General features: G+C 36.4%; 25 protein-coding genes. 10 read left to right on the forward strand and 15 right to left on the reverse strand.

Annotated elements, in window-relative coordinates:
• Positions 1 to 630: 630 nt before the first annotated feature.
• Together galK and H344_RS0117375 are read left to right on the forward strand one after the other, a co-directional pair.
• On the forward strand, positions 631 to 1767 hold the full coding sequence (galK, locus tag H344_RS0117370) for a galactokinase (protein ID WP_034256961.1): 1137 nt from the start codon (positions 631 to 633) through the stop codon (positions 1765 to 1767).
• 480 nt (positions 1768 to 2247) lie between these two features.
• Complete coding sequence (locus H344_RS0117375) at positions 2248 to 3210, forward strand: ROK family protein (protein WP_026811427.1); 963 nt, start codon at positions 2248 to 2250, stop codon at positions 3208 to 3210.
• Here the strand turns inward: H344_RS0117375 and H344_RS0117380 are convergent.
• From H344_RS0117380 to trxA, 3 genes are all read right to left on the reverse strand, one after another.
• Positions 3201 to 3491: a chaperone modulator CbpM gene (locus H344_RS0117380; RefSeq protein WP_026811428.1), complete on the reverse strand. Its 291-nt coding sequence runs from the start codon at positions 3489 to 3491 to the stop codon at positions 3201 to 3203. The two genes, H344_RS0117375 and H344_RS0117380, sit on opposite strands and share 10 nt — an antisense overlap.
• Positions 3492 to 3504: 13 nt before the next feature.
• On the reverse strand, positions 3505 to 4398 hold the full coding sequence (locus H344_RS0117385) for a DnaJ C-terminal domain-containing protein (RefSeq protein ID WP_026811429.1): 894 nt from the start codon (positions 4396 to 4398) through the stop codon (positions 3505 to 3507).
• A 98-nt stretch (positions 4399 to 4496) separates the two neighbouring features.
• Positions 4497 to 4796 (reverse strand): thioredoxin, encoded by a 300-nt coding sequence (gene trxA, locus H344_RS0117390; protein WP_026811430.1) that lies wholly within the window; start codon positions 4794 to 4796, stop codon positions 4497 to 4499.
• A 163-nt stretch (positions 4797 to 4959) separates the two neighbouring features.
• Between trxA and H344_RS0117395 the strand changes: the two genes are divergently transcribed.
• Together H344_RS0117395 and trxB are read left to right on the forward strand one after the other, a co-directional pair.
• Positions 4960 to 5808 carry a universal stress protein gene (locus H344_RS0117395; protein WP_026811431.1) on the forward strand — a complete coding sequence of 283 codons (849 nt, stop codon included), beginning with the start codon at positions 4960 to 4962 and terminating at the stop codon, positions 5806 to 5808.
• Between the two features lie 211 nt (positions 5809 to 6019).
• Positions 6020 to 6991, forward strand: coding sequence for a thioredoxin-disulfide reductase (gene trxB / locus H344_RS0117400; RefSeq protein WP_026811432.1), 972 nt, complete (start codon positions 6020 to 6022; stop codon positions 6989 to 6991).
• 151 nt (positions 6992 to 7142) lie between these two features.
• Here trxB and H344_RS0117405 read toward each other — a convergent pair whose 3' ends face one another.
• From H344_RS0117405 to H344_RS0117435, 7 genes are all read right to left on the reverse strand, one after another.
• On the reverse strand, positions 7143 to 7589 hold the full coding sequence (locus H344_RS0117405) for a hypothetical protein (protein ID WP_026811433.1): 447 nt from the start codon (positions 7587 to 7589) through the stop codon (positions 7143 to 7145).
• A 124-nt stretch (positions 7590 to 7713) separates the two neighbouring features.
• Entirely contained in the window at positions 7714 to 8772 is a 1059-nt protein-coding gene (locus H344_RS0117410) for an aminotransferase class I/II-fold pyridoxal phosphate-dependent enzyme (RefSeq protein ID WP_026811434.1), read from the reverse strand.
• Positions 8772 to 9782: a dipeptide epimerase gene (locus H344_RS0117415; RefSeq protein ID WP_026811435.1), complete on the reverse strand. Its 1011-nt coding sequence runs from the start codon at positions 9780 to 9782 to the stop codon at positions 8772 to 8774. Before H344_RS0117415 ends, H344_RS0117410 begins: the two co-directional genes overlap by 1 nt.
• A 140-nt stretch (positions 9783 to 9922) precedes the next feature.
• Positions 9923 to 10648, reverse strand: a complete 726-nt coding sequence (locus H344_RS0117420) for a head GIN domain-containing protein (RefSeq protein WP_026811436.1) — start codon at positions 10646 to 10648, stop codon at positions 9923 to 9925.
• A gap of 145 nt (positions 10649 to 10793) precedes the next feature.
• Positions 10794 to 12551 (reverse strand): PspC domain-containing protein, encoded by a 1758-nt coding sequence (locus tag H344_RS0117425; RefSeq protein ID WP_026811437.1) that lies wholly within the window; start codon positions 12549 to 12551, stop codon positions 10794 to 10796.
• Position 12552: 1 nt separating this feature from the next.
• A complete protein-coding gene (locus H344_RS0117430; RefSeq protein WP_026811438.1) occupies positions 12553 to 12888 on the reverse strand; it encodes a PadR family transcriptional regulator in 336 nt (111 codons plus the stop codon).
• A gap of 123 nt (positions 12889 to 13011) precedes the next feature.
• A complete protein-coding gene (locus tag H344_RS0117435) occupies positions 13012 to 13494 on the reverse strand; it encodes a DUF4870 domain-containing protein (protein ID WP_026811439.1) in 483 nt (160 codons plus the stop codon).
• A 135-nt stretch (positions 13495 to 13629) separates the two neighbouring features.
• On the opposite strand from H344_RS0117435, the gene H344_RS0117440 reads away from it, so the two are divergent.
• The 5 genes from H344_RS0117440 (at position 13630) to H344_RS0117460 (ending at position 17078) form a co-directional block, all read left to right on the forward strand.
• Positions 13630 to 14085: a DUF4442 domain-containing protein gene (locus H344_RS0117440; RefSeq protein ID WP_026811440.1), complete on the forward strand. Its 456-nt coding sequence runs from the start codon at positions 13630 to 13632 to the stop codon at positions 14083 to 14085.
• Between the two features lie 258 nt (positions 14086 to 14343).
• Positions 14344 to 15141, forward strand: coding sequence for a TIGR00266 family protein (locus H344_RS0117445; RefSeq protein WP_026811441.1), 798 nt, complete (start codon positions 14344 to 14346; stop codon positions 15139 to 15141).
• 104 nt (positions 15142 to 15245) lie between these two features.
• Positions 15246 to 15899 carry a DUF2461 domain-containing protein gene (locus H344_RS0117450; protein WP_026811442.1) on the forward strand — a complete coding sequence of 218 codons (654 nt, stop codon included), beginning with the start codon at positions 15246 to 15248 and terminating at the stop codon, positions 15897 to 15899.
• A gap of 66 nt (positions 15900 to 15965) precedes the next feature.
• On the forward strand, positions 15966 to 16553 hold the full coding sequence (gene nudK / locus H344_RS0117455) for a GDP-mannose pyrophosphatase NudK (protein ID WP_026811443.1): 588 nt from the start codon (positions 15966 to 15968) through the stop codon (positions 16551 to 16553).
• 18 nt (positions 16554 to 16571) lie between these two features.
• On the forward strand, positions 16572 to 17078 hold the full coding sequence (locus H344_RS0117460) for a peptide-methionine (S)-S-oxide reductase (protein WP_026811444.1): 507 nt from the start codon (positions 16572 to 16574) through the stop codon (positions 17076 to 17078).
• Here the strand turns inward: H344_RS0117460 and H344_RS0117465 are convergent.
• A complete protein-coding gene (locus H344_RS0117465) occupies positions 17075 to 18337 on the reverse strand; it encodes a D-alanyl-D-alanine carboxypeptidase (protein ID WP_240485021.1) in 1263 nt (420 codons plus the stop codon). The genes H344_RS0117460 and H344_RS0117465 overlap by 4 nt on opposite strands.
• 164 nt (positions 18338 to 18501) lie before the next feature.
• Between H344_RS0117465 and H344_RS0117470 the strand changes: the two genes are divergently transcribed.
• A complete protein-coding gene (locus tag H344_RS0117470; protein WP_026811446.1) occupies positions 18502 to 18699 on the forward strand; it encodes a hypothetical protein in 198 nt (65 codons plus the stop codon).
• A 234-nt stretch (positions 18700 to 18933) separates the two neighbouring features.
• Here the strand turns inward: H344_RS0117470 and H344_RS0117475 are convergent, their stop codons facing one another.
• The 4 genes from H344_RS0117475 to H344_RS20755 all read right to left on the reverse strand — a co-directional run bounded on the left by H344_RS0117475 (position 18934) and on the right by H344_RS20755 (position 22717).
• Complete coding sequence (locus H344_RS0117475; protein WP_026811447.1) at positions 18934 to 19872, reverse strand: LysR substrate-binding domain-containing protein; 939 nt, start codon at positions 19870 to 19872, stop codon at positions 18934 to 18936.
• A 330-nt stretch (positions 19873 to 20202) separates the two neighbouring features.
• Entirely contained in the window at positions 20203 to 21135 is a 933-nt protein-coding gene (locus H344_RS0117480; protein WP_026811448.1) for a metallophosphoesterase, read from the reverse strand.
• A 418-nt stretch (positions 21136 to 21553) separates the two neighbouring features.
• Positions 21554 to 21976 carry a DoxX family protein gene (locus H344_RS0117485; protein WP_026811449.1) on the reverse strand — a complete coding sequence of 141 codons (423 nt, stop codon included), beginning with the start codon at positions 21974 to 21976 and terminating at the stop codon, positions 21554 to 21556.
• A 222-nt stretch (positions 21977 to 22198) separates the two neighbouring features.
• Positions 22199 to 22717 (reverse strand): acyl-CoA thioesterase, encoded by a 519-nt coding sequence (locus H344_RS20755; protein ID WP_051254386.1) that lies wholly within the window; start codon positions 22715 to 22717, stop codon positions 22199 to 22201.
• Positions 22718 to 22765 lie beyond the last annotated feature (48 nt).

A 22765-nucleotide genomic window follows, 5' to 3' on the forward strand; every position in this document is an offset into this window, starting at 1 on the left:
GTCCAGTATTTTTGATGGATTTAGTTATACTTTTCATTGGATTTATTTATAAAAATGATTAGTTCTGTTCTAAAAACTAATTCTGTTCATTTTTTCCATTGATGAAAAAACGAACCAGGGCCGACAAACTAAGGTACCGGAGTACCTTATGTTTAGAGGAGCCAGCTGTAGCGTTGGACTTTAATGTATTAGCTTATTAGGATGTGAAATCTACACGGCCGCACCGTCCAGGCCGCCTACCTCCGGCAGGTAAACTTTCCAACGACTTAGGTGTACATGCGCTGCCGGACGCCTGCCTTCGGCAGGTAAACCTTCCTTCACCCGCTGTGAAAAGCACTTGATTTTTAACGAAAATTAAAATAGGCCGAATTCTTTTGATTTTAACAATTGAAGAGAAGTAATATCAAATATTGTAGCAAAGAGTCATATCGTCAGGTATTCCCGCGATTAGCGGGGGAGGTACTGTTCACTGCTAACTGTTTATTGCTAACTGTTTATTGCTAACTGTTTATTGTTTATTGTTCATTGTTCACTGTAACACTGCCCACTGAACACTATTTTCTCTATAAACGTATTTTATACATTTATTAATGGATAATTGTTATTTTTGAGGTGTCAATCCATGAGTATATGCTGTTTACAGAGAATTTTACGCCAGAGCTTATAGTAGAATCCCCAGGGAGAATTAATCTGATAGGGGAGCATACCGATTATAATCTCGGTTACGTATTGCCTACGGCGATAGAAAAAACAATCACCTTTAAATTTAGAAAGAACAACTCTTCTACACAATGTAATATTTTTAGTCTTGGTTATGACGTTGGATTTAAGCTGGACCTGAATAATATTTCTAGAAGTGACGTGGAATGGGAAAACTACCTCCTTGGCGTTTTAAACGAACTTTTAAAAAGGACCGACAAATTACGTGGATTCGATATTATTATAGAAAGTAAATTGCCAATTGGTTCTGGGCTGAGCTCTTCGGCAGCACTAGAATGTGGACTGGCATTTGGGTTAAATAAGCTATTTGATCTTGGTATTTCTAATATGGATATTGTCCGACTGTCACAAACGGCAGAACATACTTTTGTGGGAACCCAATGCGGTATAATGGATCAATTTGCATCGGTTATGAGTCAAGAGGGGCATGTGCTTCTTTTGGATTGTAAATCTTTGGAGCATACTCAAATTCCTATTGCTATTGCTCCTTATAAAATGATTATGCTTAATACCAAGGTTTCTCATAATCTGGCATCCAGCGAATACAATACCCGAAAAAAGGAATGTGAAGATGGGGTGCGTATAATCCAAAAAAAATATCCAGAGGTAATGTCGCTAAGAGACGCTACCCTTTCTATGTTAGAAGAATCTGCAGCAGAAATGTCTAAGACTATTTATAATAGATGTTTGTTTATCATAAGTGAAAATGAGCGGGTGCTAGCTACTGCTAAAGCGTTGCAGGAAAATAACCTTGAGCTCTTTGGACAACTTCTGTACGAGGCACACCAGGGAATCAGTGAGTTATATGAGGTTAGCTGTCCAGAGTCCGATTTCTTGGTCAATTTTTCTAAACAATACGATTTGGTTCTTGGAGCAAGGCAAGTGGGTGGTGGATTTGGAGGATGTGTATTGCATATTGTGCACGAAGAGGAGGTTGATCACTATTTTGCGGAAGCAACTAAGGCATATAAAATACGTTTTGATATAGATCTAGATGCTTTTGAAGTCCGTCCCAGCTCAGGAACCTATATAGCGTATGAAGTGTGAATTAATTTGGAGATTAGTTCACATGCCAATATAAAGATGCGCTAATTTTAAACGTGGCTATTACTCCGTTATTATACATTGATATCCCTCCTGCTAGAGTCAAGGGAAAAACAGGGCTATCCAAGATTAATTTTAGAAACTGCACATTAACAATGCTAATTGCTAAGCGCTAATTGTTTAAATCCCTTTGAAGTGTGAGCTAATTTGAAGATTGGTTCCCAGGCCAATATTAAGATGTGCTAATTTTAAACGTGGCTATTACTCCGTTATAATACATTGATATCCCTCCTGCTAGAGTCAAGGTAAATTTCAGGGGCTATCCAAGACTAATTTTAGAAACTGCACATTGCTTATTGTTAATTGTTTATTGCTAATTGCTAATTGTTAATTGATCAAGCGTCTACTTCAAATGACAAGTATCATGAGGAATTAGTTGAAAATTTGTATTATTTTGTTTTTAATTTTTAAAATGGTTTAAGCATGGAAAAATGGGTTTTAGCAATAGATGTAGGAGGAACCTTTACTAAGGTGGGGTTGGTAAATGAGGAAGGACAAATAATAGGCGAAAAAGTATATGATACCGGTGCTAAACAGCCCTTTGATGATTTCTTGAGTAAATTAAAGGATGTGATAGCTGAATTGTTGCGTACCCATGGTAAAGGAATTGATGTTGCTGCGGTTGGGGTAGGAGCCCCTAATTCTAACATGCATACTGGGGAAATGGAAGATCCCCCTAATTTTAATTGGGGAAGTAGGGTGCCACTAGCCAAATCTATTGAGGTGATTTGCAACCTACCAACTGTTATAGCTAATGATGCTAATGCCGCAGCTATTGGGGAAATGACTTATGGATTGGCTAGGGGAATGAAGAATTTTGTGGTACTTACCTTAGGAACTGGTTTGGGGAGTGGAATAGTAATTAACGGAAAGCTTCTGACTGGGGAGAATGGTATGGCCGGTGAATTAGGTCACGTTAACGTGGATCCCTACGGACGTAAATGTAATTGTGGATTAACAGGATGTTTGGAAAATTACGCTTCTGTAACCGGATTAAAACGGACTGTTTTTGAGCTTATTTCTGAAATGCGGGAAGAATCGTCTCTTAAAAATATTAGTTTTAATGACCTAACGGGAGTGATGATCGCCGAAGCTGCACACAGTGGTGACCCTATTGCATTAAAGGCATTTGAATTAACTGGAAAGGTGCTAGGTACTAAAATGGCAGATACTGCCGCACATTTAGATCCAGAAGCCTTTATACTTGCAGGCGGACTAGGGAAAGCAGGGGATCTCTTATTAAACCCTACCATTGCCAGTATGGAGAAAAATTTATTTATAGCCTACAAAGGGAAAATTCAGGTTAAGATTTCCACAGCGCCAAGCGCCCATGCTATACTAGGTCCGGCTGCTTTGGCATTCCATTACCTTTTAGATCATTCATAGCGGCTAAGTTTATTGTGTAAAGCGGTTATTTCATCCTGCATGGTCTGTATGCGGTCTAATAGCTCTGTAACCACCCCAATACCTTCTAAATTAATATCGAGATCTAGATGGAGTCGGACTATTTTCTCTGCTTTAGGTAATTGTTGAATGGGTAGATATTGTAAGTCTTCTTGGAACACTACCTCTACAAGACCCATTTCATAAAGTTCCAGCATAAATTCAGATGCTATATTGTGGGAAGTACAAAAGTCTTCTATCGCTATATAATTATCCTGATTCATAGGGTTTGTTTTTTTACTTTCTTAAATCTGCAAGCTCTTTAAGCAGTGCTTTTTCTTTCGCTGTTAATCCGGTAGGAGTCTTAATATTATAGGTTATAAACAGATCTCCATAAGCCCCTTCTTTTTTATATACGGGAAAGCCCTTGCCTCTAAGTTTTACCTTTGTTCCGTTTTGGGTTTCTGGTTTTATCTTTAGTTTAACCTGACCATCAAATGTATCTACCGTAATATCACCCCCTAGTAGGGCGGTATATAGATCTAAATCTACGGTGGAGTACAGATGATTTCCATCGCGTTTAAACGGAGTATCGTTTACAATGGAAAATGTGATATAGAGATCACCATTAGGTCCACCTTGCTGTCCTGGTCCTCCATGTCCGCTAATTTTAATGGTCTGCCCGTTTTCAATCCCTGCAGGGACCGTAATTCGTATATTTTTGTTATTTACGGTAAGGGTTTGTTTGTGGGTGGTATATACATCACGTAAGTGCAATTTTAATTCGGCGTTATAATCCTGACCTCTAAATCGGGTGCCTCTTGCACTGCGAAAGCCACCGCTGCCACCAAACATAGATTCGAAAAATTCCGAAAAATCAGCCCCCTCAAAATGTTGGGATTGGGATTGTCTACCTGGTCCCGAGGATGCACGACTAGATCGTTGTGCTTTTTCAAACTCTTCGGCATGTTCCCAATCCTTACCATATTTATCGTATTTCTTCCGTTTTTCTGGGTCGCCCAAAACTTCGTTGGCCTCATTAACTTCCTTAAATTTATGCTCGGCCTCCTTATCATTAGGATTAATGTCCGGATGATATTTCCGTGCCATCTTACGGTATGCCTTTTTAATTTGGCTCTGGTCCGCATTTTTATCCAATCCCAAAATTTTATAATAATCAATAAACTTCACTTGAATAATTTTTATGCCTGGTTAATGATTTTGATGATGTTCTTTGGTTGAGCAACACAGCAATAGAGATATAGTCATATCTTGTGTGCTGTTCTATGTTAAGAATGGGAGCGAATGACATCTACAATTTCTGCCTGCTGCAAAACACCGGATTCCCTCCAAAGTTGTTTCCCATTTTTAAACAGCATCATGGTAGGGACGCCACGAACCTGGTATTGGGCGGCTAAAGGAGCATTGGTGTCCACATCTATCTTTATTATTTTTACCGAATCCCCTAATTCTTTTTTTACCGATTCTAAAATAGGAGACAGCATCTTACAAGGCCCACACCAAGTGGCAAAAAAGTCGATTAGCACAGGGGTGTCGGAATTTATGATTTCATTGAAACTACTTTTCATCTTTCTATTATTCTTTTAATGGTGTTAATCAAATTATTAAAATAAAAATACTCATTAAAATATCTTTTTTTGCTGATATACATCATGAGATTCACCAGTTAATTCCCTTAAATTTAAGGTAAATTCTTAAATCATCTTATCGCAATCACTAAAATTAACGTCTATGAAGAATATTCTAATACCTACCGATTTTTCTGACAACTCCTATGGAGCCATAACTTATGCGGTTCAAATGTTGGAGAACCAGGAGTGCACCTTTCACCTACTGCATACCTATACTCCTGCAATCTATCAGTCAGAATTTTTATTACATAGTCCGGGTCAAGTCGGACTTGGTGATATCTATAGATTAGATGCTGAAAAAAGCTTAAAAGATTTTAAGGAGAGGATAGTGTCTGAATTTCAAAATCCAAAACATCAATTTATATCTCATAGTGCCTTTAGTATTCTTATAGAAGCTATAGACGAGCTAGTGGAAGAGAAAAATATAGACCTGATAATTATGGGCACCCAAGGGGCAACAGGTGCCAAGGAAATATTTTTGGGAAGTAATGCGGTGCACGCCATAAAACGATCGAAACGTCCAATATTAACAATCCCTTTTAAATATGAATTTGAACCTCCTAATAAGATACTTTTCCCTACAGATTACGAGATAGAATATAATGATACACTTGTAAAAGAGCTACTTTTTATGGCAAAGCTCCACAACGCTACCATAGATGTGATGCATGTTTCTAATAGCCAAGAGCTAAGTCCACTACAAGAGGCCAATAAAACTAAATTGGAAAAATTGCTCAGTGGGACTAATCATCACTTTCACGAGGTTCCGGATCAGGGTATAATAGAGGCTATTAATAACAAACAAACAGATTTTAATACTAACATTTTAGTAATGGTAAAGAACAAGCATACCTTTTTGGAGAATCTTTTCCTTAAGCCAGTAATTAACCAAATAGGATTTCATACCATCATTCCTTTTTTAGTGTTACCCTATCATCTATTAGGGTAGAGGGTAATTGCTTGATATTCAAGTTATAAGCCCTAATTTTGTAAGAGGTAGTGGCTATTTTGTTTGCTTGGAAAACTAGAAATAGTAAGAGAAGGAAGTTTACAATAGTTTTGGTAACTTGCCTTATAATAACTTTTTATAACTTTTGAGACGAGGGTTTTGGTTAAAATCCTACTTTTGCTTTATAAAATAAGTATAGAAGATTTAGATTATGGCAGATAAAGTTGAACGATTAAAAACGTTGATTATTGGATCGGGACCTGCTGGTTATACAGCAGCTATATATGCGGCAAGAGCCGACTTAAATCCTGTTGTATATACTGGAATGGAACCTGGTGGGCAGCTTACCACTACTACTGAGGTTGATAACTTTCCTGGGTATCCAGAAGGTGTAGATGGACCTTCTATGATGATAGATTTACAAAAGCAAGCCGAAAGATTTGGGACGGAAGTTCGCATGGGGATGGCTACTGCTGTTGAGTTTAGTGATGAGGTTGGAGGGATACATAAGGTAACTATTGATAATGATAAGGTTATTGAGGCAGAGACTGTAATTATCTCAACAGGTGCTACCGCTAAATACTTAGGATTACCTAGTGAGCAAAAACTTCGCGGAGGGGGTGTGTCAGCATGTGCTGTATGTGACGGATTCTTTTACAAAGGTCAGGATGTAGCTATCGTTGGAGCAGGAGATACTGCTGCGGAAGAGGCATCTTATTTGGCTAATATTTGTAGCAAAGTTACTATGTTGGTAAGGAAAGATCATATGCGTGCCTCCAAAGCAATGCAGCATAGGGTAAATAGCCTTAAGAATATAGAGATTCGTTACAATACCGAAGTAGATGAGGTGTTGGGAGATCAAGTGGTAGAAGGTTTGCGTATGGTAAATAATCTTACTGGAGAGAAAGAAGAGATCGCTATAACAGGTCTATTTGTTGCAATTGGTCATAAACCAAATACAGATATCTTTAAAGGGCAATTGGAAATGGATGAAACTGGTTATTTAATAACAAAAGGGAAATCTACGAAAACCAGTAAGCCAGGTGTATTTGCTAGTGGAGACGTACAAGATAAAGAATATAGGCAGGCAGTTACCGCCGCAGGAACCGGTTGTATGGCAGCCCTTGATGCAGAAAGATACTTGGCAACTATAGAATCTGCAGAAGAGGTTTCTACACAATAAATTAGTATCCTTGATTACTTATATTCCTCCTATTTTAATTAGGAGAACATTTTAAGTAGTATTTATTTAATATAATAAAGCCCGATAGTGTATTCACCATCGGGCTTTATGTTTGTTAAGAAAATAATTTTAATTTTTTAAAGGAAGAAGCTTAATCAATACGCTTATAATTTTCCGAATTGATTCTGTTTCCATCTTCATCCGTGAAAATTTGGCTATACATATTTCCTTCTAAGACGAGTTCCATATGCCATTCCATATTTTCATTCGCAATTTTTCTCATTGAGGCGGACATATACTCTAATTTTTCCGTGAGTGTGCTGTCCGTAGCAGTATAGGAACCATATCCAAACCATTCGATAGAATCTGTGGGAACATATCTAGTCCACATCACTTTACCATTATAATACATCTTAATCTGTCTATAACCATCTGTTGCCGGTAATATGCTAACCACATCGTTACCATCGTAGTTATTGAAACTAACTAATTCCCAAGTTCCTTCAAGCGTGTTGTTGTTTTGGGGTTCAGGTGATGAAAGTTTAGTACCTGCTACCAAAATTAACATCAAGAAAACCAATCCTAATAATTTTTTCATAATAGTGTTGGTGTTTAGGGGTGATACGTTAAATTAAATTAATACAAAAAAGTTACAAAATAAAAAGGACATGGTCAATTAAAATGTTAAAAAAAAGAAGTAATATAAATTTTAAGAAGAATAATTAGGAATATGAGTTTATTACCTTCTTGAGGTATAAAATATCTTCTTTAGTGTGATGTGCACTTAGAACTATCCTACTCATTAATGGAGAGTCTTCATCGGGGTATTTAAAACTAGTCACCACAATTTTATGTTTTTCCAAGTATTGGGTAAGGCTAGCGTCTCTAAAACTAAAGGAAGGGTGTCCTTGCATCCACTTAAACTTGCCTAACTGGTTGTTATTGGCTTTAAATAATGCAATGTTATTTTTTAAGTCGGCTCTCTTTTGTTGAAAAATATCCTCCCCCTCTAACAAGGAGGCCATAGCGGCTGGGGCGGCTGGACTTGCTCCACCAAAGAAAGCGGTATCTGTTAATTGTTTTATGCGTTTGTGGGAGCCAAAAATAGCTCCTGCCTGAATTCCGAAACCTTTACCCAGAGAACAACAAATAATTAACTCTTTAGGGTTTAACTGTTGTAGGCTTTTATATACTCCGCTGCCATTATCGCCAATAATACCGATACCATGAGAATCATCTACCACAAGTATAATCTGGTCTAGGGGTAATTTTTTTAACCCTACAAAGTCTGGATAATTATAGCCCGAAAAATCAATGGCATCTAGTAATACCACTGGAGTTACATTTTTGTTTTTTCTTAGATGATCTCTAATAGCAATATCTAAAGCAGTAAAAGAGATAAACGGTTTTAAACGCGTGCCCTGTTGCATTACATATAAAGCGGAATGGGTGTTAGGGGCATAAAACAGTTTATGTTCTTTAGAATCTAAGGTTTGCCTTACTAGTTGTCCTGCTAAATACCCAGAAGAAACCGTAGTACTACTTTCAGTTCCTATCCATTGGGTTAATAAGCTCTCTGCTTCCTCGTATACAGAAAGTTTAAGATTGGCCTTTCTAGATGCCCCGTAATTGGTTCCGTATTTTAGGATATTAGAAATATAAAGCTGTTGAAAAGCCTTATCCGTCTGAAGTCCCAAATAAGAGGTGCCACCAAAATACAGGTATTTATCTCCATTTATTTCTATTTCCCTACCGGGAAAATGATCTATATAATAATTCATTAACGTAACGTTATTCCGCTTCCACCTATGCTTGGGAAAATTACTTTGCCATTTTCTTTTATGATTACTCCGTCTGCAATATCCTCTCTTAATAGCATGGCGCCATCCATATCCACAAAATCTAATTGAGGAATAAGCTGTGCAACGGCAGAGATGCCTACAGTAGACTCTGTCATACATCCTACCATAACTTTTAACCCTATAGACTTTGCTTTAGTAATCATTCGTCTAGCTGGCGTTAATCCGCCGCACTTGGTTAATTTTATATTGATTCCAGAAAAATGGGCGCCACATTTTTCTACATCTTCTTCTACAATACAGCTTTCATCAGCAATAGTAGGTAATACACTGTGCTGTAATACTTTTTTCATCCCATCCCAATCTTCAGCTTTTAAAGGTTGTTCAAGAAATTCTACACCCAATTCTTTTAATTGTGGAGCATATTCAATAGTTTGCTCTGCTGTCCAAGCACAATTGGCATCTACCCTAAACACAGCATCGGTATGTTTACGTAATTCTCGTACTATTTCAACATCGTTTTCGGTACCTAACTTTATTTTATAGATGGGCCACGGAACCTCCTTCATCTTAGCCACCATATTCTCAATAGTTCCTATCCCTATGGTGTAGTTGGTGATAGGGTAAGTACTATTGTCTGTTCCCCACAGTTGGTATAACGGCTTACCTATTAATTTACCATAAAGATCGTTGGCCGCTAGATCTAAAGCGCAAACGGCAAAATAGCTTAGATTTTTAGAAGATAAGAAAGCATGAAATTCTTCAGGTGTTTTTAAATTAAACTGCTCTATATCTTGTCTAATATTTTCTATTTCAGCTTGCATGGTTTCAAATGTTACCCCGTAGTAAGGGTTAGCTGTGGCTTCTCCATAGCCAGTTTTTCCATCTAGCTTAAGACTGACAATCATGGAGTCTTGAAAATCACGGGATTCCCGAGATATACTAAAGGTGTGTTTTAACGGGAGAACGTATTTTTTAATATTTAATTCCATAAGGTGTTCTGGTGTTTAATTTAGTAGGTTATTTTAAAGACGAATATAAAGAAAGATGTGGTATATAATAAGCTAAGGTCCATTGAAATTTTAATGGACCTTAGCGTATAGAAGTGGTAGAGATGTTATTTAGGGGAGGCCTATAATTGACTAACGCTTCCCGAGCTATATTTTTTACTTTCTACTTTCGGATTTCCCGTATACTTAATATCCGCTCCGCTACTTGCCTCCGCGTAAATAGATTCGGTGACATTTATAGAAATGTTGGCGCCGCTACTCGCATTGGCCCTACAAACTGCCGTAGTAAGATTGGAGGCTTTAATTTCTGAACCACTACTGGCATTACTATTAAAGGTATTAGATTGACCTGCAATTGCAATGTTTGCACCACTACTAGTATTTGCACTTATTTTGTCGGCATTTAGATCATCTATGTTCAGACTAGATCCACTACTAGCATTTAATTCTAAAGCTTCTGTCTTAATAGTGCTAATAGCTATAAGTTCTGCACCGCTAGAAGTTTTTAAGACGGTAATGTTTGGCAATGTTACGTACACGTTTTTAGTTGCTCTTCCAATGTTTTCAACAGTATGGATGCGTAAGATCCCATTTTTTAAATCGGTAGCAATCAAGTCTATTATGTTTTCATCTCCTTCTACTAAAATATCATAATTAGTGCCTTGGGAAACATAGACGTCTAAGCCTTCTGAAGCAGATATGGCAGAGAATTCACCTTCTATTGCTCGTTTATCCTTCTGTATATTTCCGTTTCCTTTTTCTCCTTGTCCGATATTGATATCGAATCCGCAGGATGAAAAAAGAAGGGTAAGGATCAGTGTAATCGTTATTCTTGCTAAGGTTGTCATGATGGTGGTAGTTGTGACCCAGTAGTGCTTATTTAAAGCAAAGGACCTGAGTCTGATTAACTGAATTTATTTAATGTTCTACTGCTTAAAATTATAATTATATAGAAAATGATATACCAATTAATTACCCAATTGTAGGTTACTGCTACTGAACTGTATCTACCTCTTCCTTATTAGATTTGTTTTCCCCTGTTTTTATCTGTACCCCTTGTTTTCCTATCTTCACCTTAAAAGAATCTTCCCCATCTTTTATGTCGATATCTAAGCCATCCTCATTGATGATTACTTTGTTCTTTCCGTCCGATTCCTTTATCGTTCTATTATTTTCTGGGCAATCTTGACATTCCAATACGCCATTTTTACCCATAACCCAAAGATGCTCTGTTATTTCACATCCATTTAGACCTTGGTCATTATCCGTTCTTAACATCCAACAATGCTTGGGAAAGTTTTCAAATTTCACCTGGGCTCCTAGGGGTAATAAAAGGTTTGCTCTAATCTGCTGGTCCCTATACTTGTTATCTTTTGCAGTGGTTAAGAAATCATCCAAGATAAGGGTGTTATCTTGCAGGGTATAAGAATAATTTATCTTTCCAGCTGTTTCCGTAGCGTCCCTCAAAGAGCTTCCATTCGCTTCTTTTCGTAGCTCTATATGTGCAAGGGAATCTTTGGAACTTTTAATATAAAATCTAATATCATCGAATATTAAAACTTCCTCACCATCTTCAGTGTAATCCAAAATCACCCCGTTAAATCCAAAATTATTATTCTGTTCCTGCCAGTTAGAAGATCTTAAGCTGACCGTGATAAGTTGGTTAGGTTCTTCCAAGGGTAAGACTTTTTCAAATGTAACATTTCCAGAATATGCATGGGCAGCTGCTTGACTTATTCCAAATACAATTAATAGGATAATAGAGATTAACCAAAGCCCTAATAAACTAAACTTGGCAATGTTTCCAATAGATTTTAGATTGTTCACTAATATTTTTAAACCTAGGTACATTAAAAAGAAAAAAGGAATACCAATTGCGAAGAATACAAAGAGGGAAATCAACCACACTGGGATATCGGTACCGTTTACCATATAGTAATATTCCATACCTGGGATATGGATTAGGTCTAAAATCCCCACTGTGAAGAGTCCAACAATAAGAGAAACGATTCCCGCTGCTCCTGCGATGATCATAATAATGCCTATAAATTTTCCTATAATTTTAAAAAGGAACATAATGATATCGGCAATGGAGTTGAAAATACTTTTGCTCCCATTCTTTACGCGGTTACCTACTTTCTCATAGTCAACATTTTTCACCTTTTCAGCTACGTCATCAAACCCTTCCTTGACTTTTTTTTCAATATTACTGATATTGATGGTTTCACCTTTCATATCTAGTTTCTGCGCAGTAGTAACGGCTTCTGGAGTCAATATCCATAATAGTACATATATAAAGATAAAGCCACCCCAAGTGAATATGGTTAATAAGACCCATAAGCATCGTACCCATAACGCATCTATTCTAAAATAATGTCCCAATCCGGAGGATACCCCACCAATATATTTGTTTTCTATATCCCTATATAACTTTCTTACACTACTAGATTTAGGGGTAGATTTTGGTTGGTCCTCAAATATATCCTCATCTACCATATAATCTTCGGGCTGTCCCATGATACTAATTACCTCGTCTACTTCTTTTTGGGTAATTACCTGGCGTTCATTTTCCATTTTCTCATGGAATAATTCAGCGATTCTGGCTTCTATATCTGCAATAATTTCATCACTACCGTTGGTATTGGCGAAGGAGCGTTTTATGGCCTCTAAATAATGTTTTAATTTAGAATAGGCTTCTTCATCTATATGAAAGAATAAATTGGCCAGATTTATATTTATTGTCTTGTTCATTTTAGTTGTTTTTTGATTTGGTTACGAGGTTAGTCGCATTTCTTAATTCTTCCCAGGTAGTATCTAATTCCTTCAGGAATAATTTTCCTTTTTCGGTTAACGTATAATATTTTCTTGGGGGGCCAGAGGGAGATTCTTCCCAACGATAATTGAGAAGTCCCGCATTTTTTAATCTTGTAAGTAAAGGGTAAATGGTGCCCTCTACTACTAGCATTTTAGCGTCTTTTAAAGTATCCAGGATTTCGGAGGTATATTTATCCTTCCCATCTAAAATGGAGAGGATGCAATATTCCAAAACGCCTTTTCGCATTTGCGCTTTTGTATTTTCAACATTCATAGTTGCATGATTATAATAATTTAACTGTTCGTTTTTTTTGCTGATTTTTGTCAGACGGAAGATTGATTTGATTGATGAATAAACTCCAGAAATAGTGTGATGAGTACTATTTTTTTTCTCTTATTAGGTTATAAAATTGATGGTTAATGGATATTTAAAATTAATCCCTTCGCTAGTGCGAATGGTGGCTAGTATGGTATAAACAATATTGACTATAAATAGTACTATCTGTGCCAAGCCTGCCAATATTAAAGGCCATAATATCCTCCCCAACTTAAAAGGGTGGCGGGCAAAATCTAGGTCAATGCCATTAAATTCATTTAAAGAGGAAAAGTTTAATAACCCAAAATGAAAGACATCTGGTAGAAAGATGAGTACAAAAGGTATGGTGATAATACCAATACAGATAGAGTATAACAGCAGGCTTATCTGAAAATTTAAGGCGTGCTTACCATTAGAATCTATAAATGGATGATCCGTTCTCTTCAATGTCCAAAGTACCAAGGGTAAAATAAAATTGCCAAATGGTATAAAGTATTTGGAAAAGGTAGATGCATGGATAATTGCCGATACATTTTTATGATGTTTGCTAAGTGTCTCTGTCATGGCATACTAGTTTCTTATGCAAATATATGTCTAAAGGAAGGTACTATGCAAAACAAAGTACTATATATTAAGAAAACTTTAACATTAACCGATTCGTCATTTTTAGTTACTTTAGCTAATATTAAACCCATCAATATGGCATCTGAGACAAGTAAAATAAATATGTTCTGTTTTTTTAAACTGCCTGCTGCATGGTGGACAGGAGTCCGTTTAAGGTATATTGATGATGAAAAGGCGGTGGTTACCGTAAGACATAGATGGGTTAACCAAAACCCATTTAAATCCATGTTTTGGGCTGTCCAAGGAATGGCAGCGGAATTATCTACCGGAGCTATGGTAATGGGACAGATTAGAAAAAGTGGAAAGAAAATCTCCATGTTAGTAGCGAATAACAATGCTAACTTTTCCAAGAAAGCAACGGGAAAAATCACTTTTACTTGTGAGGATGGCCATCTTATTAAAGAAGCTATCAATAAAACCTTAGCTACTGGGGAGGGGCAAACGGCATGGATGAAATCAGTAGGAGTAAATGAGGAGGGAATAGTGGTGTCTACTTTTAACTTTGAGTGGACCGTAAAGGTGAAAAATTAATTTGAAAATTTTAAAATGAGTTAATTTAAAATTGGTGTTTTCCCTACAGCTTGCATCCAACAGTTCATTGCCTTAAAACCGTAATGGCCTAATTTTTATTAAAATTACATTGTAACAAATTGTACTTTTCTACTACTTATTTTAAGAAATATAAATCCAAATTGAAAGGCTTAACTGGTGAAATACTTTTAGTGTATTCATCAATTTATGCGCGTACTTAAGAATTATAAAACCTTAGAACCATTAATACCCAACATAATGAATGCAAACGAAATAGATTACCAGATTTACGGAGAAGAAATGCAATATGTAGAGATCGAATTAGATCCTCAAGAAGCTGTTGTAGCCGAAGCAGGAAGTTTTATGATGATGGACACCGATATTAAAATGGACACTATTTTTGGTGACGGTTCCAATCAGGATACGGGAGTTTTGGGAAAATTGTTTTCTGCCGGGAAACGTTTGCTAACAGGTGAGAGTTTGTTTATGACTGTGTTTTTAAATATTGGACAAGGTAAAAAACAAGTGAGTTTTGCATCTCCTTATCCAGGGAAGATAATCCCTATAGACCTCACTGAATTTAGAGGAAAATTTATCTGTCAAAAAGATGCCTTCTTATGTGCTGCCAAAGGCGTTTCCGTAGGGATAGAATTCTCAAAGAAATTGGGACGCGGACTCTTTGGTGGAGAAGGGTTTATTATGCAAAAATTGGAAGGAGATGGGATGGCTTTTGTCCATGCTGGTGGTACCACCGCAAAAAAGACACTTGCTGCAGGTGAAGTTCTAAAAGTAGACACCGGGTGTATAATTGGTTTTACACAGGACGTAGATTATGATATAGAATTTGTTGGAGGTATAAAAAATACTGTTTTTGGAGGGGAAGGCCTTTTTTATGCTACCCTACGAGGGCCTGGTACTGTATATATTCAATCCCTACCTTTTAGTAGGCTTGCCGGACGCGTTTTAGCATCCATACCAAGAGGAGGGAAGCAAAAGGGTGAAGGTAGTATTCTAGGTGGTTTAGGTGACTTATTAGATGGAGATAATCGGTTTTAGATTATGCTGTCTAAGCATACTTGCTTTTTCAATGAGAAATAGATATTCCTATTTCTCCTTCAGTTAAAGTCGGCTCAAAAATAAAGTAATCATATATTTAAAGTATGGATTTTAATGCACTCTTTCAATTTCTTAAAGAACTCAACCAAAACAACTCTAAGGAGTGGATGGATCAAAATAGGAAATGGTATAAAGAGGTTAGAAATCAATTCATCCAATGGCTAGAAGAAATGGATCACGTTTTAGCAAGTGTAGATGAAGAATACTATCTAACATCTGGGAAGAGGGCAATAAATAGGATTAATAATAACTTACTATTTCATCCCAATAAGCCTATTTATAAAGATCATTTTGGTGCCGGTTTAGACAAAGCTCCTAATACTGGCGATTTTTATATAGAAATTGGATTGAGTCAATCCATACTAGCTGGGGGGTTATGGAGACCAGATGCTAATAAATTACGCAGTATTAGGGAAGCTATTGACTATGACGGGGAAGAATTACAAAAAATATTGAACAAAAGAAGTTTTAAGCAAACATTTAGGGGCCTTGTAGAGGATGACCGACTTAAAACAGCGCCCAAAGGGTTTTCCAAGGATCATCCTCATATAGAATTACTTAGAAATAAAACTTTTGCGGTTATGCATCCGCTAAATCGGGAAGATATCTTAGCTCCTCATTTTAAGGAAAAACTGGTGGAAGTCTACCGAGAGATGCTACCTTTTAGAAGGTACTTAAATAAAGCAATTACGGTCTAGAAAAGGTATACAGAAATATCGCCGTATATTTTATAGTTTTGTGTTGGACCACAATAAAGATGTATTTTGAAAAACGAGAACGTAAGAAATATAAAAAAGGAAGTGCTTTCCGACAATTGGTATACGCTGAACAAATTAACCTTTGAATATAAAAAACAGGACGGTACTTGGGAAAAGCAAATTAGAGAGGCTTACGATAGAGGAAATGGAGCTGCAATACTTTTGTATAACCCCAAAAAGGGAACCGTAACCCTAACTAAACAGTTTAGAATGCCTACCTATTTAAATGGCAATGATGATGGTATGATGATAGAAGTCTGTGCTGGCGTTTTAGATGGGGATTCTCCGGAAACCTGTATTAAAAAAGAAGCTGAAGAAGAAACAGGTTATAAATTAAATAAGGTAGAAAAGGTCTTTGAATCCTATATGTCACCTGGTTCGGTTACAGAAATTCTTCACTATTTTATAGGTGAATATGATGATGATATGAAAGTAGGTGAAGGGGGAGGAGCAGAAGATGAAACCGAGAATATTGAGGTTTTAGAATTGCCTTTCAAAACCGCCTTAGAAATGATTGCTTCAGGGGAAATAAAAGACGCAAAAACTATTTTATTGCTGCAATACGCCCAAATTAATTCGTTATGTCCTTATTGATAATACGACCAATATAGTATGGCGAAAATATGTGAAATTGCTTTTGGTGGTGGTTGTCATTGGTGTACAGAAGCAATATTCCAAGCATTAAAAGGAGTTGCTAACGTAAAGCAAGGATTTGTAGCCTCAGAAGGAGAGGCTAAAACATTTTCCGAAGCCGTAGTAGTAGAGTATTATTACAATGAAATAGCAATGGAAGATTTAATTCTAATCCATCTGCATACCCATAATGCTACGTCATCCCATAGTATGCGTAAAAAATACCGGTCTGCCATTTACACTTATAATCTGGCAGACGCCGAAAGAGCTACCAATGCACTTCAAAGTTTTCAAATCAATTTTGATGGTAAGCTTATTACCAAAGTACTACCTTTTGTAGCGTTTAAAAGTTCGGACCCAATGTTCCATAACTACTACCTAAAAGACAAGGAAAAACCTTTTTGCCAGCTTTATATTTCGCCAAAATTAAGCCTGCTACGAGAAAAGTTTGCCAAATTTATGGATTCTGACAGGTTAACCGATTAGTAATTATCCCTTAGATGTTCAAAGATTAATTGCATCGACTTTCTTACTTCTGTGCCGCTTTTAATGAAATGATTATTCATAAAACTAAAAACTAAAGTTTTCCCAGAATTGGTGATCAAATATCCGCTTAAACAATAGTTATTTCCCAGGGAGCCCGATTTGGCATAAATATAGGGACGTGGATTTCCTGGAAATCTTTTCTCTAGTGTTCCGGAAACACCTCCTATAGGGAAAAGGTTTAGAATTCGTTCTTGTTGAAATTCCTCTATCATTTTAGTAAGAACTTGAACCATGGATTCTGGTGAAAACAAATTATAACGGGAGAGTCCTGACCCATCTACCCAACGAGGCCTTTGTTTTAGATCCGACAAGTAATTTTCCAATATATAGTTTCTTGCCGTGGCACTATTTAGTATATCAGATAGAGTGGAGGAGGATAGTATCAATAGTTGTTCTGCTAAGAAATTATCACTCTCTAGCATCATTCTTTTATAAACCGAGTCGGAGGGAATACTATATAAAATTTGTTTTTCCATAGATGGCATCTGCGAAACCATTTTTATCGGTTTTTGAACCTCCATTTCCAATAAACGTTTTGTAAGCACAGAGTCTACTTTAAAGGGGACGGTAAGCGTGTCTTTCCGTTTATGGTCAAAATAAAATACATTTTGCTCCTCTTCCCTATTTTTTATATAGTCTATAGGTGTTACCTTATCATAAAAAACGCTAGGGGATACCATTAGGCTGTCTTCTTTATAGATGTCTACAACATTCCCGAACATTGGAAATCCACTTCTTTCTGGACTGTAATAACTGTCATAATCTTCCCAAGCCCAACCTGGTCCGAATCTATCTTCCTTAAAATTATTGAGGTGAAGCGAAATATAATCGTGTGCCTTTACTAGTTTTAAAGCGGTTGAGTCCTTAAAATAAGGATGTAAAAGGGAAGGGTCTCCAGTGCCCTCCATAAAGAGGGTGTCTTTATAAACTATATACTTAAGAGAGGGGATATTATTGGGAAGGGTTTTTAGCGCAGAATAAAGAGTAAATATCTTTGTGTTACTGGCAGGGGTAAAGTATCTATTACTATTATGACTAAAAACCGTATCCTGTGTGCTTAAATCATAAATTAAAACGCCTTGGAAGTAATCGGCACTAGTTTTAGAATTTATTTCTTGTTCTATCTTAGAAGTTAACTTTTTGCTTTTAAGCGACTTACAGCTTGTGGTGGTAGAAATCGATAATAGTACAATAATCAATTTTAAATAATTGCTTAAACACTTAATATGTAGGGGAAGTTGTATGAAAAAACGGGAATTCAAATGTGTTAACATGTATTTATTAAATTTTTAACGATAGGAACATAATAATATATGCCTTTTATTGGTTATATTAGATGACAACCAAAAAATTATTTTGAAGTATGCCAAAATCTATGTTAGAGTACACCAAGATTGTACTCCAAAAGGTTAGTTTTGACTCTAGATTATTTTGTAGAGAGCTAGAAAAAGCATTGACGAGATTGTTACCAATCGAAGTAGAAGAACTTAAACTCTGGTTACAGGGCTATATAAATGATAAACCAGAACTACAGCAAAGTCTGATTTTATTGAAGACTTAAGAAAAGACCCCATGATAGGGGTCTTTTTTATTTTGGCATTCTAACAGTATTACTTTTTTTATTGCCTTAGAGGGGTGGTAGAAGGGGTCTCATTTTAAAAAAAATCTCTTTTTAAACTTAAAGCACTAAAACTTCCCTTAATTCACTGAGTGGAACTCTAATGATCCGATACATCACCTAAAAAATTTCTATAGGAACTATACAATGCTCTTTGAGATTGGCCCAATGTGCAGGTTATTTGCTCAAAGGACTAATAATCTTCACATCTTGGAATGCAATGGCGCCCCGTACAACACTAGAAATTACATCGTATAACGCATTAGTTATTTGAATTTTTAGTTCGCTTTTATGATAAATTAGGCTTACTTCTCTAGCTGGGGATGGACTTTGGAAGTTTTTTAAATTTTGTTTTTTTCTATCGTCTAATTCTAGGGTATTTAAAAATGGAAGGAGGGTCATTCCTAAGCCTTCATTGGCTAAGTTTATTAGTGTCTCAAAACTCCCACTTTGCAATTGAAAATGATCTTCCTTAAAGTTTTTAGAAGCATCACATAAATTTATTACGTTATCTCTAAAGCAATGACCATCACGTAATAATAATATGTCATTAATATCTAAGTCTTCTGGGATCAGTTCGTTAGAATTACCTAGCCTGTGGTGTGACGGTACATAACCAACAAAAGGCTCATAATATAGCGGTCGTTCTTTAATAAATTCTATCTCTAATGGTGTAGCTGCTATAGCAGCATCCAAATGGCCGTCCTGTATATTTCTAATTAAGTTTTCTGTGCTTTTTTCCTTAATGATCAGATTAACCTTAGGATATTTATTTATAAAGGTCTTTAAGAACATAGGGAGAAGGGTAGGCATTACTGTAGGGATAATTCCTAAAGTAAATTCGCCCCCAATAAATCCTTTTTCTTGGTCTACGATGTCGTGTATGCGGTTGGCTTCGTTTACAATATTTTTTGCCTGAGCCACTATCTTCATCCCCACCTCTGTTATGGCGATAGGCTTTTTACTTCTGTCGAAAATTAAAATATCCAATTCTTCCTCCAGTTTTTGAACTTGCATACTTAGAGTTGGTTGGGTTACAAAGCTTTTTTCTGCCGCGAGGGTGAAATTTTGGTATTCGGCAACAGCAAGTACATATTGTAATTGAGTAATAGTCATACAGGATTTTTTAAAGCAATAAAAATAGGAAAACTATCAGTAAAACCTACTATGTTTCGGTTTTACTCACTAAGTGAGTTGTGAATCTTAGGACCCTTAACTGCCCGTTCTATCCCTGCAGGCCTAAAATTGTAATAGGAACTTATCTTTATTTGCTTGTCCTGAGCTGATTACCCTATTCGTTTAAGAAGGGTGTTAATAAGTATAGTTATTATAGATAAACTGTCAATAGCTATATAAGATGTTGTAATAAGAGTACGGTATTTTATTTACAGTTAATTTTATGCATAAAATTGCTAATGATGTCCTTCAGTTGTTATTTACTTAGGCTTAATCCAAAAACTTCTGGTCGAATACAAATGAGGAGCTTGATTCAGTATCCACTGTAATCTTAACGGCCTTGATTCCTCCTTCTATTTGAAGGCGAGTAATATTATTTTCTGGCCAAGGATTATTTTGAAGCCAGAAATGGCCATCACCATGTACAAAAAGAACTGGTTTGTTAAAAGTTTTGGAGGCCGATCTAAAAGCATTGGTAAACACTTGAAATTTATCTGCACCTAATTCTACTATGTTGGCATGAGCGAATATAACAGCGGAAGACACCTTGTCCTTTTGTTCTTCCATCTGCTTCTTTATCCAATTGCCGTTATCCGTTAACCTTGTTTGCCATTCTGCGGGGTCATGAACAGTGCTGCCCACCAAATTGATTCCAATAAATAAGACGTTATTTTTTACCCAACTAAAATTTTCATTGCGTTCTTTCTGATAGGAAACCGTTGGCTCAAAAGTCCAGTTTTCATTAAATTTTAAAAAATATTTCTTCCAATATTCTAATCCTTGGTCTGGATCCGTACAGTCATTATATTCGTTATCGCCAAGTACTACAAACGTAGGAGCTTTAAACAACCTAAGAATGCTATCTACATCCTTATAAACAGGCTCTTCACAGGGGACTATTCCTGGTTTAAAGTCGCCTACATGAACTACAAACTCAGACGGGTCCAAGGCATTGTGTTTATCTATAAGTGCTAATAACCCAGTTCGTTGCTCCTCCGAGTAGGGCACGTCGCCAATTACGGTGAATGTCACAGGATCTGTTTGGATAACAGGATTGTTGTCTATAGGGTCTTTAGATTCAGAACTGTCTTTTACACAGCCTCCCATTAAAAGGATGGCAGTGGTAGTAATAAATAATACTTTTGTGATATAAGATTTGTTTTTTAAATTGAAAATATGACTAGGTAATAGATTCAGTTTCATGCAATTAAAAATTATTTTATTTACTCGATAATCGAGATTTAAATGCTGCGAGGCTTGCCTCGAAATCAATACGTTTTTTTTCTTTTAATGCCTTGTGGGCTTGCCCCGAGGTAGTTTACTCGATAATCGAGATTTAAATGCTGCGAGGCTTGCCTCGAAATCAATACGTTTTTTTTCTTTTAATGCCTTGTGGGCTTGCCCCGAGGTAGTTTACTATAAAGTTATGTTAGAATATACCGACAATTCCCTGCCCGGTCTGCTTAGACGAGCCTGCCCGTTCTGCTTAGACGAACAGGTCCGAAAGGCACGAGCGGGAGGCGAATTTGATAGCGGTATTTTTCCTTTTAAACCTCTTAGGCTTGCCCTAAGGTGATTAACATTACTAAACTTAAGCTCTTTTAAAGAAAACTATAGCGAGTTACTTCTGCATTTTTAAATAATAGTCTGCTGAGTGTTTTCCCGATCCATAGATTAAAAAGAATACTAAAAGCACCAAAACGATGGTAGCTAAAATTAGGTTGCTTAAATTCATTTCACCAAGGAAATTTACCAAAATTGCGCCAATTATAATAGGTAATTGTGCAATTACTACCCACCTTGTCAATAATCCGATTATCAGCAAGAAACCACCTACAAAATGTGCTGGTGCTACATAGTGCATAATAATCATGCCGCCAGGCATGTTTTGGAAAGGTTTTATCATCTCCACCATTTGAGCGTGATTAGACATAAAGTCCACCCCTTTCATAAAAAGAAATACTCCTAAAGCAATGCGAACTAAATCCAAGGGGTAGTAAGTGTGTGCATTGGCCCATTTGTTTAAGGATTTTACTGTAGCCATAATGTTTAGAATTAATTATTAGTACTCTATAAGATACTTATAATTAGGGAGATATGGTGCAGTCTTTTGATTTTTTTTGAGAGGATTTTTATTAGTTAACCTCATTTTTCTCTCATTTTTTGGAGTGATTATTCCGTTTACTATAACCCCCATAGTATTCAATATCTTTGAGGGTTTATTAATTGAGAGTGTAATATCATTAAAATCTTATAATCTGTTGGTTCATTTTTTAGATCTACTGTTGATGGCCTGATAATCTCCTTCAAAAGTATTTTTAATCTCTTCAGAAACAGTCATTTCCTTAGCAGTAACCCCACATTTTATTAGAATAGGCCTAATGTCTTGAGCTTTTTTTGCCTTCCAAAAAGCTACTTTAGTATACCCAATTGCGCAGAGCTGATTATCCTGTTCAAATAGTTGGCTATGATATACCCATTTATCGTCCCATCCCTCAAGGACTAAAGTGATTTTAAATAGAGTCCATCTTTTTAAAGGTTTTCGGTAAATAATTTTTTGAGCACCTAATACAGGGAACATTCCTTTTCTTATAGTTTGGTCGTATAATTGGGAACGAAACATTTTTTCACACCGAATAAAGTCCATGTAATAGGCATATCTGGAATTAGCCATATACTTAAAGCCGTCACAGTCTAAAACGCTAACCCTTCGTATTCTAGTCTGATCGGAGGTTAGGCTAACCTTGCTCCAAAATACTTTAGAGAAAACAAAGAGGTAAAACATTTTTAACCAGTAATACAGCATTATGAAAAAAATGGGGCTTTATCATGA

Origin of the sequence: Arenibacter latericius DSM 15913 (assembly GCF_000424985.1) — a bacterium.
Lineage (GTDB): Bacteria > Bacteroidota > Bacteroidia > Flavobacteriales > Flavobacteriaceae > Arenibacter > Arenibacter latericius.